This window comes from Alteromonas sp. ABE4_545 (assembly GCF_056161325.1).
Genome location: NZ_JBSWYY010000001.1, coordinates 453,804 through 470,670, shown reverse-complemented (window position 1 = coordinate 470,670; position 16,867 = coordinate 453,804). Strand labels below are relative to the sequence as shown.

Annotated in this window: 12 protein-coding genes; 9 read left to right on the top strand and 3 right to left on the bottom strand. The window is 47.0% G+C overall.

Going from position 1 to position 16,867, the window contains the following annotated elements:
* Window positions 1–172: 172 nt before the first annotated feature.
* A complete protein-coding gene (locus tag ACXAH6_RS02140) occupies window positions 173–1,138 on the bottom strand; it encodes an isoaspartyl peptidase/L-asparaginase family protein (protein ID WP_474875040.1) in 966 nt (321 codons plus the stop codon).
* Between the two features lie 329 nt (window positions 1,139–1,467).
* Here ACXAH6_RS02140 and ACXAH6_RS02135 point away from each other — a divergent pair, with 329 nt between their 5' ends.
* The 3 genes from ACXAH6_RS02135 (at window position 1,468) to ACXAH6_RS02125 (ending at window position 6,332) form a co-directional block, all read left to right on the top strand.
* Window positions 1,468–3,003 (top strand): EAL domain-containing protein, encoded by a 1,536-nt coding sequence (locus ACXAH6_RS02135; RefSeq protein WP_474874975.1) that lies wholly within the window; start codon window positions 1,468–1,470, stop codon window positions 3,001–3,003.
* A gap of 129 nt (window positions 3,004–3,132) precedes the next feature.
* Window positions 3,133–4,575 carry an exodeoxyribonuclease I gene (sbcB, locus tag ACXAH6_RS02130; RefSeq protein WP_474874974.1) on the top strand — a complete coding sequence of 481 codons (1,443 nt, stop codon included), beginning with the start codon at window positions 3,133–3,135 and terminating at the stop codon, window positions 4,573–4,575.
* 89 nt (window positions 4,576–4,664) lie between these two features.
* Window positions 4,665–6,332 carry a DUF342 domain-containing protein gene (locus tag ACXAH6_RS02125; RefSeq protein WP_474874973.1) on the top strand — a complete coding sequence of 556 codons (1,668 nt, stop codon included), beginning with the start codon at window positions 4,665–4,667 and terminating at the stop codon, window positions 6,330–6,332.
* 128 nt (window positions 6,333–6,460) lie between these two features.
* Here the strand turns inward: ACXAH6_RS02125 and ACXAH6_RS02120 are convergent, their stop codons facing one another.
* Window positions 6,461–7,900 (bottom strand): transporter substrate-binding domain-containing diguanylate cyclase, encoded by a 1,440-nt coding sequence (locus ACXAH6_RS02120; RefSeq protein ID WP_474874972.1) that lies wholly within the window; start codon window positions 7,898–7,900, stop codon window positions 6,461–6,463.
* 451 nt (window positions 7,901–8,351) lie between these two features.
* Window positions 8,352–9,527: a thiolase family protein gene (locus tag ACXAH6_RS02115; RefSeq protein ID WP_474874971.1), complete on the bottom strand. Its 1,176-nt coding sequence runs from the start codon at window positions 9,525–9,527 to the stop codon at window positions 8,352–8,354.
* A 248-nt stretch (window positions 9,528–9,775) separates the two neighbouring features.
* Between ACXAH6_RS02115 and ACXAH6_RS02110 the strand changes: the two genes are divergently transcribed.
* From ACXAH6_RS02110 to ACXAH6_RS02085, 6 genes are all read left to right on the top strand, one after another.
* Complete coding sequence (locus ACXAH6_RS02110; RefSeq protein WP_474874970.1) at window positions 9,776–10,183, top strand: MerR family transcriptional regulator; 408 nt, start codon at window positions 9,776–9,778, stop codon at window positions 10,181–10,183.
* Complete coding sequence (locus ACXAH6_RS02105; RefSeq protein ID WP_474874969.1) at window positions 10,180–11,349, top strand: isovaleryl-CoA dehydrogenase; 1,170 nt, start codon at window positions 10,180–10,182, stop codon at window positions 11,347–11,349. The genes ACXAH6_RS02110 and ACXAH6_RS02105 overlap by 4 nt, the downstream gene beginning before the upstream one ends.
* A gap of 70 nt (window positions 11,350–11,419) precedes the next feature.
* Window positions 11,420–13,027: a carboxyl transferase domain-containing protein gene (locus tag ACXAH6_RS02100; RefSeq protein WP_474874968.1), complete on the top strand. Its 1,608-nt coding sequence runs from the start codon at window positions 11,420–11,422 to the stop codon at window positions 13,025–13,027.
* 18 nt (window positions 13,028–13,045) lie between these two features.
* The gene (locus ACXAH6_RS02095) at window positions 13,046–13,837 is read left to right on the top strand and encodes an enoyl-CoA hydratase/isomerase family protein (protein WP_474874967.1); all 792 of its coding nucleotides are present in this window, start codon (window positions 13,046–13,048) and stop codon (window positions 13,835–13,837) included.
* Window positions 13,834–15,870: an acetyl/propionyl/methylcrotonyl-CoA carboxylase subunit alpha gene (locus tag ACXAH6_RS02090; protein WP_474874966.1), complete on the top strand. Its 2,037-nt coding sequence runs from the start codon at window positions 13,834–13,836 to the stop codon at window positions 15,868–15,870. The genes ACXAH6_RS02095 and ACXAH6_RS02090 overlap by 4 nt, the downstream gene beginning before the upstream one ends.
* Window positions 15,860–16,762: a hydroxymethylglutaryl-CoA lyase gene (locus ACXAH6_RS02085; protein ID WP_474874965.1), complete on the top strand. Its 903-nt coding sequence runs from the start codon at window positions 15,860–15,862 to the stop codon at window positions 16,760–16,762. Before ACXAH6_RS02090 ends, ACXAH6_RS02085 begins: the two co-directional genes overlap by 11 nt.
* Window positions 16,763–16,867: the final 105 nt, after the last annotated feature.

Genomic DNA, 16,867 nt, shown 5'->3' with positions numbered 1-16,867 from the left:
CGTGCTCCGCCCTGCTCCTGACTCACTTCCCTAACTGCTCACCTTCCCTGAATACGGGAAATAAAGCCATATTGTTAGCGTAGTCTTAGTTTGAAAAAACAGCGAATGGATTAACAGAAAAAGAACAAAAGTTTAAGAATAGGTGTGCAACGAGCGTTGCACACCGGATAAGTTATTCAGCCCAGTCTTGATAAATACCGATAGAAAGTTTGCCGTCTACGTCGATTTTAGCCCTATACATCCCTTTAGAGTTAAACGGCGTGGCAATATTGCCCTTTGCGTCGATAGCAATTACACCGCCATCGCCACCCGCTTCAACTAAAACGCCCATTACCACCTCGTCTGCGGCCTGCTGCAATGTTAGCCCTTTGTACTTCATACGCGCACAAATATCAGCCGCCACGTGATAACGAATAAAGTACTCGCCGTGACCAGTTGCAGAAACGGCACAACTGTCATTATCGGCATATGTACCAGCGCCAATCACTGGCGAATCACCAATGCGACCATAACGCTTTGCCGTCATCCCGCCCGTTGAGGTGCCAGCGACCAGATTTCCGTCTTTATCCAATACCACCGCCCCTACAGTACCAAAACGTTCGTTGCCTTGCTGACCACCATAAGGCACATGGGCACTTAAAATACGCTTTTTAGCTTTTTCCAGCGCTTTAAATCGTCGCTCTGTATCAAACAAATCATTATCGACCGGCACCATACCTAAAGACTCAGCAAAGGCTTCTGCGCCTTTGCCACTGAGCATCACATGGGGTGACTTTTGCATAACTTGGTAGGCCGCTTCAATAGGGCTACGAATGGTTTTTACACCTGCGACGGCACCCGCATTCATAGTACCGCCATGCATAATTGATGCGTCGAGCTCGTGCTCACCGTCAAAGGTATAAACAGCCCCTATACCTGCATTAAACAAAGGCGAGTTTTCTAACACCTGAATGGCAGCAATTACCGCCTCTTCGCCTTTAGCTCCGGCTTTTAATAGGCGATACCCCGTTTGTGCCGCCTCAGCCAACTTTGCCTTGTATGCAGCTTCTTGTTCGTCGGTCATATTGGCTTTCAGAATTGTGCCCGCGCCACCGTGAATAGCAATCGCCACCGGTGATTCAGCGTGTGCTGAAAACATACTGGTTAAACAAGACACGCCCAATAAAAGCCCTGCTAATTTTTTCATCGTTCACCTTTTTATGTTTATTGTTCTGTGTAGCGTTTAGGTTATACGCAATCGACCCGCCGGCTCTGCACCATTGGTCTTATTTCATCGCCTATGCGTCTGTTTACCCAAATAAGTAACAGCTTGTTTTAACAATACGCTGCTTTATGCAGATAAATAAATGAAATTTAGTAAAATTTACTGTACTCGTTTACTAAATAGCTATAATGAAACAGTGCAACACCTATTCGTTGCCCCCATTATCAGGGTGAATGATGCCGCAGTAAAATCAAGGAGTCAGGGTGTCTCAAAGGGTTTCAAGGATAAGAGAAAAATTAATGCTGTTAGTGATCAGCATTATTATTGGTATCGCACCACTTTATCTCGCGATTCATTATCTCGAAAAAAATTACCGGCAATTATTGCTCGACCAGCAAGTTAATGGCTTGCAACAAATTGAAATTCTGTCCCGAGACATCGTCAACACCCTCGCTTCACTCAACAGTTTAGGAATAGAAAGTTGTAGCCCCGAGGCGATGCTCGCCATGCGCAAACACTTGTTTCTTTCAGACTATATTAAAGACATTGGCTATTTAGAGAACGATGCACTGCAATGCACAACAGGGCTAGGACGTCTCTCACTCCCTTACGAAGAAATAGAGCCTGACTATATTGGCCCGCGCCAAGCCAAAGTGTGGATAAACAAAGGGGTGATTTTGTTCGACAATGAACGCCAAGCGATCATTGTTCGCATGGGAGATTACAACGCCGTTGTCAGCAATGGTTTTCTAAAAGACCTAATTAATCATTATATTCAATGGGAATTGGTGTATACCAGCGACAAAACAACGCTGCACTTAGCCGGCACACCTTCACTGTACGAGCGATACACCGAAGGCCGTGCACTCCCCCACATCGTAGAACAGAGTTGCAGTGATGTTGTCCCTTACTGCATTGTTACCTTTGCTACAAAACAAAACTTTTATCTGTACTACGAGACCACACTGTTGAGCTGGGTCGTTTTATCCTTTATGACGTTTTGCCTTGCCTACGTCATACTGAACCTCCTGCTTCAAAAACACCGTTCTTTGGAATCACGCCTGCTGAGAGGGTTAAATAAACACTGTTTTTATTGCTTATACCAACCCATTGTCAACCTGAGCACGGGTAAGATCATTGGTTGTGAGGTGTTGGCTCGTTTCCAAGATCACAAAGGGGCTATTTTTCCGGACGAGTTTATTCCTGTCATCATTAATAAGAATAAAACTTGGTCTTTCACACGTATTATTCACGATCAGGCTGTCCGTGATATCGAAAAAGCGGCCGCTCTGGTTGAAAACTTCAAACTCAACATTAATTTCTTTGCCAGAGACATTGATTCTGGCCGTATTCTGGAGTTAACCCAAGCCGGTAAACCTCAGCACTTTCAGCCAGTGGTAGAAGTGACCGAAGACGAGCGACTCAGTCAGCAAGGTGCTATCGCCACACTCAACACACTGATTGAAATGGGCTTTCAAGTTGCTATCGACGATTTCGGCACTGGCTATTCAAATTTACACCAGCTCAGAGCTTTTCCTTGCCACACACTGAAAATTGATCGCTCGTTTGTCAGTGAAATGGAAGGTGGAGCAATCCGCTCAACGCTCATTCCCCACATTGTCGACATGGCTGAAAATATCAATGTTGACATTGTCGCAGAAGGTATTGAAAACGACATGCAGCGTCAGGCCTTGTTAGAACTCGGGGTTAAACTGGGCCAGGGTTATATGTTTGGAAAGCCAATGACGATGGACAAACTTTGCGCTCTAATACGCAGTCAGTTAGCAAATCATGGTTAATTGACGCAATCTTCCCCACTCACTTTGCCAGCTATAGATTTATTGGTGCTGACGTGTAATCCTTTGCCGATATTTTTCAGCTTACATCAACATAACGCTGATTTGGCATAAGCATTGGCAAGCATATTCATGGCAAAAGATACATCTGAGCATACGATACTCTGGCACGATTACGAGACATGGGGGGTGAATCCGCAAAAAGATTTTCCATGTCAGTTTGCGGCAATCCGCACCGATATGGATCTGAACGAAGTGGGTAAGCCCATTAATATCATGAGTCAGATACCTAACGACTACTTGCCTCACCCACAAGCCTGCCTTGTTACTGGCCTCACGCCTCAACACAGCTTGCGAGACGGGCTAATTGAAGCCGAATTCGCACAAAAAATTCATGCCGCGATGAGTCAACCCAATACTTGCGTTGCTGGTTATAACAGCATTCGTTTTGACGACGAAGTGAGCCGGTTTTTATTTTATCGCAATTTTTACGACCCTTATGCAAGAGAATGGCGCAATGGCAACAGCCGTTGGGATATTATTGATCTTGCCCGCGCCTGTTATGCACTGAGACCAGAAGGCATTGTGTGGCCGGAAAAAGAAGACGGCACACCCAGCTTTAAACTCGAAGAGTTAACTGCCGCCAACGGTCTCGAACACGGCCATGCTCACGATGCGCTTTCTGATGTAAGAGCGACCATCGCCTTTGCAAAGCTCATTAAAACCAAACAACCTCGCTTGTATGATTTCGCATTTTCACTGCGTAATAAACGCGCGGTAATGGACCAAATAAACTTACAAACACTGACACCTATGCTACATGTGTCGGCTATGTTTCCTGCTATTAACGGCTGTACAAGCTGGGTTTTGCCTGTCGCAAAACACCCAACAAACCCAAATGCCATTGTGTGTATCGACCTCGCGAAAGACCCCACCCCAATATTAACGCTCGACCCAGAGGCTCTGCGCGAACGTTTGTATACAGCGCAAGCTGATTTGGCTGAAGGCGAAACGCGACCAGGTATTAAACTGATACACATCAACAAGTCACCATTTATTACAACAGCGAAAGCCATGACGGCCGAAAACGCACAGCGCTTAGGGCTTGATAGAGAACAATGCCTGGCCCATTATCGACAACTAATGGCCCAGCCAGACGCGCTGAAAAATGTCGTAGCGCTTTACAATACTCCCCATGACGACAAAGAGTTAGACGCAGACCAAGCACTGTATTCGGGTGGCTTTCTCACCGATGACGACAAGCGTTGGTGTGAACGAGTACAACTGGCATCGCCTGAAACCTTAGATGTGTTTGCCAACGAAACACAAAATGCACGGCTAAAAACCCTGCTGTTTCGCTATCGGGCGAGAAACTATCCGCACACATTAACCGCCCAAGAAAGTGAACGTTGGCAGCGCCATCGACAAGCGAAATTACAAGACGGTGATATTAGTACCAGCATTAGCCTTGGTGAATATGGGCTGCAACTTGAACAACTCGCCTACGAGTATGAAAATAACGCCGATAAAATGGCTATTTTAAAAGCCCTTTTTGACTATGCTAAAAACCTTTGACCTTATGAATTTAAGCCCTTACATTAATTGTTAAGCAAATCAATGTATGGGCCGATAAATACAATTGGTCAGGCCTAATGGATGTTGTAATGAATGGCGTAAAAGTAAATTTTGATGATACCCACAGTTTTGTCGACTTAACCATTAACCCGGGTAAACTCGACAACGAACTGAATGCTAAATCGCTTTATGAACAAATCATAAACGATGGCTATGGCGAAGTTTATATCTCGGAAAGTAGCATTAAAAGTGCTTGTGACACCGCGAACCATTACTACAAAACCAAAGATGATTCGACCATTATGGAGCGCATTGGCGAACGTCGTAATGCCGAGGTTGAATTTCGTATAGCCGAAGACAGCATGTCGGCTGTATGTATACTCACCGCTCCTTTCGGTGGTAAATTACCCACCGCCAATACCATTAAAAAAATTGCGCATAACAACCACATTCATCGCGGTATAGGGATGAAAAAAATACGTGCTTTGTTGTCGCAAATTGAACATGCACAACCGGGTACTCGCGTCGAAGGCGTGATTGCCAAAGGTCTTCCTCCAAGAGACGGACGTTCATCGCGTTTTCGTCCTTTGGTCCCCAACGCACTTGATCGCATACTTAAACCACAAACCACCGAAGATAACCGCGTTGATATGCGCAATTTAGGTGACGTGATTTGCGTAAAAGCCAAAACACCTGTATTGCGCCGCGAGCCGCCTACTAAAGGGCGTTCGGGCTTCGATGTTAGAGGCAGCAAGCTCGAAGGGAAAGAAGGCGAATGGACCGACTTTAAACAAGGCAACGGCACTGAAGTTAGCCCGCAAGATAACAACCTGCTATTGGCTGCCATTTCCGGAATGCCCAAATACAAAGACCTAACCATGAACATAGACGACACCTTTATTTGCAATGGTGTCAATGTAGGAAGTGGTCACGTTAATTACGACGGCGCCGTACTCGTCAATGGCGATGTGACAGAAAAAATGCGTATTGTGGCCTCTGGCGACGTCACCATTAACGGCTTTGTCGAGTCTGCTCATATTGAATCTGGCGGCGATATTATTATTACCGAAGGCGCAATGGGAAAAACCCACGAGCAACAACAAGATTTTAGTTGTCATTTAATTGCGTCAGGAAGCGTGCATTTACAGCATGGTCAAGGCATTGATATTAAATGTGCAGGCAATGTAACCGTTACGCGTCAGTTGGCCTACAGCAAAGTGAATTGTGGCGGTGGTGTCATTGTGGGGCAAATAGACAACCCACTGGGTAATTTGTTTGCCTGTGAAATTGTCAGCCAAGAAAAAGTGGTTGCTGGTACATTGGGGGCGGTTTCTGGCAGTACTTTACGCATCGACTTTAGCCCGGGTTTTAACCAGCTCCAAGCGCGAAAAGACACCCTCGATGAACTGTTACAAAACTTAAGAATAAACAACTCTCGTCACAAAGAGAAAATCGCACTGCTAAAAGATAAATTTATTCCTAGTGACATTCGCGACAAGTTTGATTCTGCGGTGGAAATGTTGAAGAGCGAGACCGCGTTGCTGGAATGGATTGAAGCGAAAACGCAGGAAATGAAGTTAGCGAAAGAACAGTATCAAAGAGACGTGAAGTTGATCGCCAACAAGCGTTTGTATTCCGGGGTATCGGTCAAGTTAAACAATCGCCATTGGCGCTCTGAACGAGAGTATGACCGTTCGATGGTAAAATACGAAGGCCACCAGTGGCTGCTCGACCCAATCATGCAAGCGATGTCTTAGTACTCGCCGCCCTTTGAATAAAAAGTACAATACAAAGCACTAACAGCCCTCTAAATAGCGTGGCGATCACACGCTATTTATACTCACGCTCATCAAGTTTTACAGCGTGCAATTTAATGCTCGGTGACTTAGTGTTCGGCTACCATTACGGCACTGCAACTAGAGCGTTTTGCATTGCCCAATGCCTGAGACACTCTGTCGTACCACTCTGTATAGGTTTCATGCTCTTGAAGCGACGCGATGCCAATGCATATTTGAAGCTTGCTAACCTGTGCGTCTTGGTTATTCTCAACACTAAATTTTAGTCTGTCAGCTAGCACTCTCGCCGCAGAAATAGGTGTTTGTGGGCATAAAATTAAAAATTGGTCGGTTGCCCATCGCGCGGCAACATCCACTTCTCGAATACAGCCCAAACACGTGTCTGCGACTTTTTTCAGTATGTCTTCATCAACATATTCGAGTTCTTTGCGCTCAGCCATCACTGGGCCGCAGTGGCACGCCAAATCAATTAACATCATAGTGGCTGGTGTATGAAAACGTTGAAAACGCGATACTTCATCTTCAATTTTATGCAGCATGTAATTGCGATTATACAAGCCAGTTAAAGAGTCGTGAGAAGACAAAAACTCTAAGGTACGGTTTTTCTCTAACAACGCCGACTGCAGTGTTTCAAGCTCTTCTTGTCGGTGTTTAATTTCGGTGTGGTATTGTCGGCTTACGCGCTTTCGCCACATCAGCATGGTCAAAATCATAATTAGCCCCGCGAGCATTAACACCAACAAGCGGTAATCGGTATAGCTGTGAGATTTGAACTGATTCCAACGCTGAAAAATTTCAAATTTCTCTGATTCTGGGATCCGACCGATGGATACATTCAGTCTATCAACCACCTCGGCATGGGCCTTATTCACCCCTATGCTAAACATCTCATTGGGTTCAGCAAACCCTGTGATCACTATGTCTGACAACTGCATTTTATTAATCAGCGCATTCACACTTAATACTGACGCCACCAATACATCGATTTTGCCTTTAGCTAAAAGCTGCAACCCTTCCCCTTCACTATTAACGTATTCAACTTTGATGTTGGGATAGTAGCGTGCAATGTATTCTGCTTGGCGATAGTCTTTCACCACACCAACAATTTCGTGAGTAATGCCTGCGTAACCTTGAAGATTTACACTATTGCGTTTACTCAGCAAAACATGGGGAGAGGCAAAATAAGGCGTTGTGAACGTTAAATAACGCTTTCGATTTGGCGTGGCTTGTATCATTGAAAGTACAAGGCATTTGCCCGTTTGCACATATTCGAGCGATTGTTGCCACGAACTTGTTGGTACAATTTTGAATTTTACATTGGCCAGTCGGCCAATAATATCGAGATAATCAGCAACCAGTCCAATGTGTTGGCCATCTCTCACGGCTTCATAAGGCATCCAGTTGGGGTGTGAACAAAACGTCACCGTGTCTGTTTTAGCTGCATACGCATTCGTAGTCACCGCAAGCAAAAAAATGCAAGCAGTGTTAACTAACTGGCGATAAAGTGTTCTCAGCACAACAGATTTCACGTATTTTTTCTCATTATTCTCCGCGCAGTATCTACAATGCTCACTGCGTTAGCAACCTCAAAACGCAATTTTGGCGCTGTTTTACCGCTTAACGAAAAAAATTGATGCCTGATCAACAATCTACCCAAACAAAGTATTTGGTCAAACAAAAAATAAAAAAGCGAACACGCACAAAGACAACCATCCGCTCAAATACTAGAAAACACGTAAAGATTGCGTAAACAACTTATCATACAAATACAAGGTTCATGGGATCAAAAACCGCGAAAACAGAAGGTTTTTCACAAAAGACGAAATCCGCTATACGAATTTTTGCTCTAATTGTAACTAAATATGTATTGCTGGATTTTTGATCAGTGGTATTTTAGATATAAAACAGTGAGATAACAGACAGCGAACCGAAATATTCAATTCGCTGTCATTGCTATTTCACTGTTTATTTAGCTCAGCGTTAAAGGGCCTCTACGGCAAGCGCTACACCTTCTCCCCCACCGATACAAAGAGAGGCAACCCCTTTAGATACCCCTTTTTGTTTCAGAGCATGGATTAGCGTCACTAAAATCCGCGCTCCGCTAGCACCAATAGGGTGGCCCAATGCACAAGCGCCGCCCTTAATGTTCACCTTCGATGAATCTAAACCTAATTTGTTTATCGCGAGCATAGTGACCATGGCAAACGCTTCGTTTATTTCCCAAAGGTCCACATCGTCTTTGGTCCAACCGGCTTTCGCTAATACCTTCTCCATAGCGCCAACAGGTGCCACAGTAAAATCTTCTGGTGCAATTGAGTTAGTCGCGTGCGCAACAACTTTCGCTAGAGGCGTTAAACCTAATTCTGCGGCTTTGCTTTCACTCATCACCAATAGCGCGGCAGCGCCATCAGAAATAGAACTTGAATTGGCAGCGGTAACCGTGCCGTCTTTCTTGAATGCAGGACGAAGCGAGGGGATCTTTTCGGGTCGCGCGCTACCCGGCCCTTCGTCGGTATCAACAACCACATCGCCTTTGCGTGTCGCTATAGTGACGTCAAATGTTTCGTCTTTAAATGAACCGGTATTAATTGCTTCATTTGCTTTTGAAAGAGACGATAATGCAAATTCGTCCATCATCTCTCGCGTTAGCCCTTCAGCATCAGCTGTAGCTTGTGCAAAGCAACCCATGGCTTGGCCATCGTAGGCATTTTCCAACCCATCCATCATCATATGATCAATGACTTTACCGTGGCCCATCCGGTAGCCGCCTCGCGCTTTTGGCAGCAAGTATGGCGCATTACTCATACTCTCCATACCACCAGCAACGATCACATTGGCCGACCCCGCTTTGATGGCGTCATGCGCTTGCATCACCGCCTTTAGCCCTGAACCACAAACTTTGTTAATCGTAACCACACCCGCCGACAAGGGCATTTCTGCTTTTATTGCAGCTTGACGCGCAGGAGACTGGCCTAAGCCCGCCGGTAACACACACCCCATAATCACTTCATCAATTTCATTGACATCCATGCCACCACTCACTGCTTTAATGGCTGCGGCACCCAATTCGGTCGCGGGAAGTGCAGACAGGCTCCCCATAAAACCGCCCATGGGTGTGCGCTTCGCGGCGACGATCACTACAGATTCATTACTCATATTTGCTTGCCTCTAATCAGTGGTTCTGTCCAATAATCTACTGCTGTAATTGCTAAGCCGTGTATAGAAAACTACACACTTTCAACAACTGGCACGCGTATGTAAACAACACCTCACATTGACGTTACCAAATTGTTACTTTACCTTAACGTTAACCCAAACTTACGTTAACGTAAACATGTCTCAGCGAACCGAGACTGTTTCCCATTAACCGAGTAACTACAGGTATAGACTTCAAGGTATCCAGTATGGCCAAGGACCAACAAGAACCCACTTACACCATCGGCGAGCTGGCGAAGGAATTTGATATTACCCCTCGTTCAATACGCTTTTATGAAGAACAAGAGTTGTTAAGCCCTAAACGCACCGGACTCAATAGAATTTACTGTAACAAAGACAGAGTGCGGTTAAAGCTTATTATGCGTGGTAAGAGGTTGGGCTTCTCACTGGCTGAAGTGAAAAACTTGTTTGAGCTGTACGACACCAATCCGAATTCTAGCTTGCAATTAGAAACGATGCTTCACCTCACCGAGCAAAAACGCGCGGTGCTGCGCCAACAACTCGAAGACATTCAAATGCTGATGTCTGAGCTTGACGAATTGGAGCAACGTTGCCGTGAAGAGCTGATCGAATTACAACAAGGTAACCGCTTATGAGCACCTACTACCCTACACTTAACTTTGACCTTGGCGAAGATATCGACATGCTACGCGAACAGATCGCGTTGTTTGCTCGCCAAGAAATTGCCCCTCTGGCAGAAAAAGCTGACCAAGAAAACAGCTTTCCCAATGAATTATGGCACAAATTTGGAGAAATGGGACTTTTAGGCATAACCGTTTCTGAGCACTATGGCGGCGTAGATATGGGCTACCTTGCCCACACTGTCGCGATGGAAGAAATTAGCCGTGCATCGGCGGGTATTGCACTGAGCTATGGTGCCCATTCTAATCTCTGCGTTAACCAAATATTCAAAAACGGCAACGACGCACAGAAAGAAAAATATTTGCCCAAACTGGTTTCGGGAGAACATATTGGTGCATTGGCAATGAGTGAGCCAAATGCCGGCTCTGACGTGGTAAGTATGAAACTCCGTGCCGAGCGCAAAGGCGATGTGTTTATTCTCAATGGCAACAAAATGTGGATCACAAATGGGCCCGACGCCAATACCTATGTGATTTATGCCAAAACCGATATGGCCGCTGGCGCCAAAGGCATTACCGCCTTTATTGTTGAACGTGACTTCCCCGGTTTCAGTCGCGCGCAAAAACTCGATAAATTAGGCATGCGTTCGTCCAATACCTGTGAACTGGTATTTGAAGACTGCGAAGTGCCTGTAGATAACGTACTGGGTGAGATTGGCGGGGGCGTGAAAGTCCTCATGAGCGGTCTTGATTTTGAGCGTTTGGTATTGTCAGGCGGCCCACTAGGCATCATGCAAGCCTGTATGGATATTGTTGTGCCCTATATTCACGACCGTAAGCAATTCGGCCAATCGATTGGCGAATTCCAATTGGTACAAGGCAAAGTTGCCGACATGTACACGCAAATGAATGCCGCTCGCGCCTACGTTTACACAGTAGCAAAAGCCTGCGACCGGGGCGAAACCACCCGTAAAGACGCCGCCGGAGCCATTCTTTATTCCGCTGAACTAGCGACAAAAATGGCATTGGATGCAATCCAATTACTCGGTGGCAATGGCTACATTAACGAATTCCCAACCGGCCGCTTATTGCGCGACGCCAAGCTGTATGAAATTGGCGCGGGAACATCAGAAATCCGCCGTATGTTAATTGGCCGTGAGTTGTTTAAAGAAACCCTATAATTCATAGGGCGTAAAAATAAGAACAATAAACAACGAGTACCCAGAGACAGAACATCAAGGAGCCAGCGCTATGCCAGTGCTACCGAATACAATAAATACCAAGTCATCAGCGTTTATCGACAATGCTTTGCATTTACAAGCGCAGGTTGACGACTTACACCAAAAAGTTGCCACTATCATGCAAGGTGGCGGAGAAAAAGCTGCGCAACGTCACACCGAACGCGGAAAGTTATTAGTCCGTGATCGCATTCACGCCCTTTTAGATGAAGGCTCGCCATTTTTAGAAATTGGCCAATTGGCCGCGTGGGAAGTGTACGACGACTACGTTCCCTGTGCAGGCGTGGTTGCCGGTATCGGGCGCGTTAGCGGCGTGGAATGCATGATCGTTGCCAATGATGCCACCGTGAAAGGCGGCACTTATTACCCATTAACGGTAAAAAAGCACTTACGCGCGCAAACGATAGCCGAACAAAACCACCTACCATGCATTTACCTTGTGGATTCGGGTGGCGCTAACCTCCCCCGCCAGGACGATGTATTCCCAGACCGCGAACATTTTGGCCGTATATTTTTCAATCAGGCTCGTATGTCAGCGAAAAATATCCCGCAAATAGCCGTCGTTATGGGTTCATGTACCGCAGGCGGTGCTTACGTTCCCGCCATGGCTGATGAAAGCATTATTGTGCGCAATCAAGGCACCATATTTCTCGCTGGCCCCCCGCTAGTCAAAGCTGCAACAGGTGAAGTCGTGACCGCAGAAGAACTCGGTGGCGCTGACGTACACGCGCGCACGTCCGGTGTGGTTGATCACCTAGCCAACAACGACCACCACGCCCTAACCTTAGCCCGAAACGCAGTAGCAAGGCTTAACCATCACAAGCCTGCTAACCTCAACATCCTTGCACCCAAAGCACCACTCTATCCTGCTGAAGAAATCTACGGGATAGTACCGAAAGACACCAAGCAACCCTACGACGTGCGCGATATTATTGCCCGTGTGGTTGATGGCTCAGAATTTGATGAATTTAAAGCGCTGTATGGCACAACCTTAGTGTGTGGATTTGCGCATATTCACGGCTACCCTGTTGGTATTGTCGCTAACAATGGCATTTTATTCGGCGAATCTGCGCTAAAAGGCGCCCATTTTGTCGAGTTATGCGCTAAGCGCAAAATCCCGCTAGTGTTTTTACAAAACATCACAGGTTTTATGGTGGGTAAACAGTACGAAACAGGCGGTATCGCGAAACACGGGGCTAAAATGGTCACCGCCGTTGCCTGTGCTAACGTGCCAAAATTTACCGTATTGATTGGCGGCAGCTTTGGCGCAGGAAATTACGGTATGTGCGGGCGCGCCTACGACCCACGCTTTATGTTTATGTGGCCCAATGCACGTATTTCTGTAATGGGTGGCGAACAAGCTGCGGGTGTATTGGCCCAAGTGAAAGCTGACCAAAAACAACGTGCGGGCGAAAGCTGGAGTGATGAAGAGCAAGCGGCATTTAAACAGCCTATTCTCGATAGCTACGAGGAACAAGGCCACCCCTATTACGCGTCTGCCCGACTGTGGGACGACGGCGTCATTGACCCCGCCGATACACGTACCGTACTCGCTTTAGCCATTTCGGCGTCACTTAACAGCCCCATCGAAGACACCGAATTCGGTGTTTTCAGAATGTAATTATAAGAGGACACAATCATGACATCATCCGTGTTACTCGATATCGATCACAGAGGCGTAGCCACTGTTACCCTTAATCGCCCTGAAAAACACAATGCCTTTGACGACGAAACCATTGCTGCACTCCACCACCATTTTTTGACCCTAGCGTCGAACAAACAAGTGAGAGTTGTGATACTCGCAGCGTCAGGCAAAAACTTTAGTGCTGGTGCTGATCTGGCTTACATGCAACGAATGGCCAACTATTCTCAAGATCAAAACGAGCAAGATGCGATGCAGCTTGCCAATATGCTCAACAGCCTTTATTCGCTGCCTCAACCGACCATTGCTCGGGTACAAGGTGCCGCGTATGGCGGCGCTGTCGGCCTGATAGCGTGTTGCGACATTGCCATTGGTTGCAAGCTCAGCAAGTATTGCTTAAGCGAGGTTAAATTGGGTTTAATCCCAGCGACTATTAGCCCATACGTTATTGAAGCTCTTGGTCCGAGAGTAGCAAAACGTTATTTCATGACCGCAGAAGTGATGTCGGCACGCCGTGCCCGCCGCTTAGGATTATTAAGTGAAACCCAAGGTGAGAGTGAAATAGACGAGTGTATCAGTACCCTTATCGAGCAAATCCTTGGCAATGGTCCTGAAGCGGTAAAACAGGCAAAAGCCTTGGTACATAGAGTTACAGGTGAAGACATTGACGCGCTTTTGCTCAAAGATACCAGTCAAGCTATCGCCAGTATTCGCGTGTCGGAGGAAGGCCAAGAAGGCTTGTCCGCATTTTTAGAAAAACGCAAAGCCGCGTGGCGAGGTGAAGCATGAGTATTCAGTCTTTATTAATCGCCAACCGCGGAGAAATAGCCTGTCGGGTTATCCGCACAGCAAAGTCATTGGGTATTCGTACCGTCGCGGTATTTTCAGACGCAGACAAACACGCCCTGCATGTACAACTTGCCGACGAAGCGGTTTATTTAGGAGGCCCCGCCGCCAAAGACAGCTATTTGCGTGCTGACGCCATTATCGAGCAGGCGACAGCGCTCAACATCGACGCGATCCACCCGGGTTATGGCTTTTTGTCGGAAAACGCGAATTTTGCTGAACAATGCCAGCAAGCTGGGATTATATTTGTCGGCCCTCCTTCCTCGGCGATAGAAGCCATGGGGTCAAAATCTGCGGCGAAAACCATTATGGAACAAGCTGGCGTACCATTGGTACCTGGCTATCATGGTGATGACCAGTCAGCAGAAACCCTTAAATATCACGCCGACGCCATGGGCTACCCGGTGTTACTGAAAGCTGCTGCCGGTGGCGGTGGTAAGGGCATGCGCGTTGTTGAAAGCGAAGAGGTTTTCCATGAGGCCTTTGACGCGGCCAAACGCGAAGCGATGTCGAGTTTTGGCGACGACATCATGTTGGTAGAAAAATACCTTACCCAACCTCGCCATGTTGAAATTCAAGTATTTTGCGATAGCCATGGTAACGGCGTGTATTTATTCGAGCGCGATTGCTCGTTACAACGACGCCATCAAAAAGTGATTGAAGAAGCACCAGCCCCCGGATTGCCAGAAGACATCCGCCAAGCTATGGGCGAAGCCGCGTTAAAAGCTGCGCAAGCCATTGGCTATGAAGGTGCAGGTACGGTAGAGTTTTTGCTCGACTATGACAATAGCTTCTATTTCATGGAAATGAACACGCGTTTGCAAGTTGAACACCCCGTAACGGAGATGATCACGGGCGAAGACCTAGTGGCGTGGCAATTGGCAGTAGCAGACGGCCAGGTGCTACCCAAGCAACAAAGTGAACTTCGCCTCCATGGTCACGCGTTTGAAGCTCGAATATATGCAGAAGACCCCTATCATAATTTCTTGCCACAAACCGGCACACTCACCTACTTAACACCACCTGCACCGCAATCATGGTTGCGTACCGATACCGGTGTGCAACAAGGTGACGAAGTATCCGTGTATTACGACCCAATGATCGCCAAATTAATTGTATGGGGAGAAGATCGCGAACAAGCACTGGCCCGCCTGCAACAAGCTTTGCGCGATTATCGCATTGCGGGTGTGACAACCAATACGGCGTTTTTGGCAACACTGGCATCTACGCCCGATTTTGCAGCGGCTAATCTCACAACAACATTTATCGACAAACACATCGATGAACTCACTCAAAACCGCTCGTTAATTGCAGAACATGGCGATAACACTGGTGTTTCTCTGGGCTTGGTCGCTATTGCTGCTTTTTTAGCGCGTAAACAACTGGCGCAGCACAACACATTATCAAAACAACCTTCAAACAACGATGCTCACACACTTTGGGCTAACCCAATGGGTTGGCGCATGAATCACCCAGTCTCACATTCTGTAGACGTGATGTGCGATGAGGCGTTGCGTCATTTCACTTTGGTGCAATCAAACAACCTGTTTACCGTGCACCAAGGTGAAAAGCATTGGGATGTTACCTTGTTGAGCGAAGCTCAGGGCAATTGCGTTGTGACACTCAATGGCCATCGCCAGTCAGTTTCATGGTGTTTGGATGACGCGGCGCTGACCTTGTTTACTCATTGGGGTAGCGTGGTCATAACATTACACTCACCCGATTTAGGCGCCGACGATCACAATAATCATGATCAGCAATTCAATGCGCCAATGAACGGTACTGTGGTGAAGTTATTGGTTAAACCCGGCGAAAATGTCGCTGCGAATACGCCATTAATGATCATGGAAGCGATGAAAATGGAGCACACCATCCGCGCACCTAAAGCCGGTGCTGTGGAATGCTTCTATTGCAAAGAAGGTGAACTCGTCGATGGCGGTGCCCCTCTGTTGGCGTTTGAGGCTGATGATGCATAACTTACCTAAAGCAGTATCGATTGTAGAAGTGGGGCCTCGTGATGGTTTGCAGAACGAGTCGGCCCCCGTCTCCACCGAACAAAAACTTGCATTAATACACGCACTAGGTCATGCCGGCCTGAAACGGATTGAAGCCGGCAGTTTTGTGTCACCCAAATGGGTGCCGCAGATGGCCGACAGCGCTGAAGTATTTACAGCACTAAACCGTGCAGAGGGGGTAATTTATTCTGCCCTCACTCCAAATCTACAAGGGCTCGAAACCGCAATTTCAGCAGGCGCTGACGAAGTGGCTGTGTTTGGTGCAGCCTCTGAGAGCTTTTCACAACGCAATATCAACTGCTCAATCAAAGAAAGCCTCGATAGATTTGCCCCCGTGATGGAACGAGCAAAAGCCGCGGGCCTTCGTGTTAGAGGGTACGTCTCTTGTGTATTGGGGTGCCCTTACGAAGGCAGTATTGCCCCTGCGGCGGTGGCAAACGTGAGCCAGACTTTGTATGAAATGGGCTGCTACGAAATATCCTTGGGCGACACCATAGGCACAGGTACGCCAGTCGCAACCCAACGTATGCTCAACGCAGTACTGGAGAAGATACCTCTAGAACACATTGCCGTGCATTTTCACGACACCTATGGCCAAGCGCTAGTTAATATTCTTATGGCTTTGCAAATGGGCGTTAGTACCATTGATAGTGCGGTGGCGGGTTTAGGCGGCTGCCCCTATGCAAAAGGAGCCAGTGGTAATGTGGCCACTGAAGATGTCTTGTATATGCTTGCAGGCATGGGGATCGAAACGGGCGTTAACATGGCAAAGTTACTCGACGCGAGCGCCCTCATCAGTCAAATAATTCATCGCCCAGCATCAAGTAAGGTGAGCCGAGCTTTATCGCCATAATTGTATAGAAAATACACCGTTCACAAAGTTCGTGTAAATACCGTACTTGATGAGAATTAATCGCATTAAAATCTGTCGAAAACGTCAACACCTCGACGTAAATAT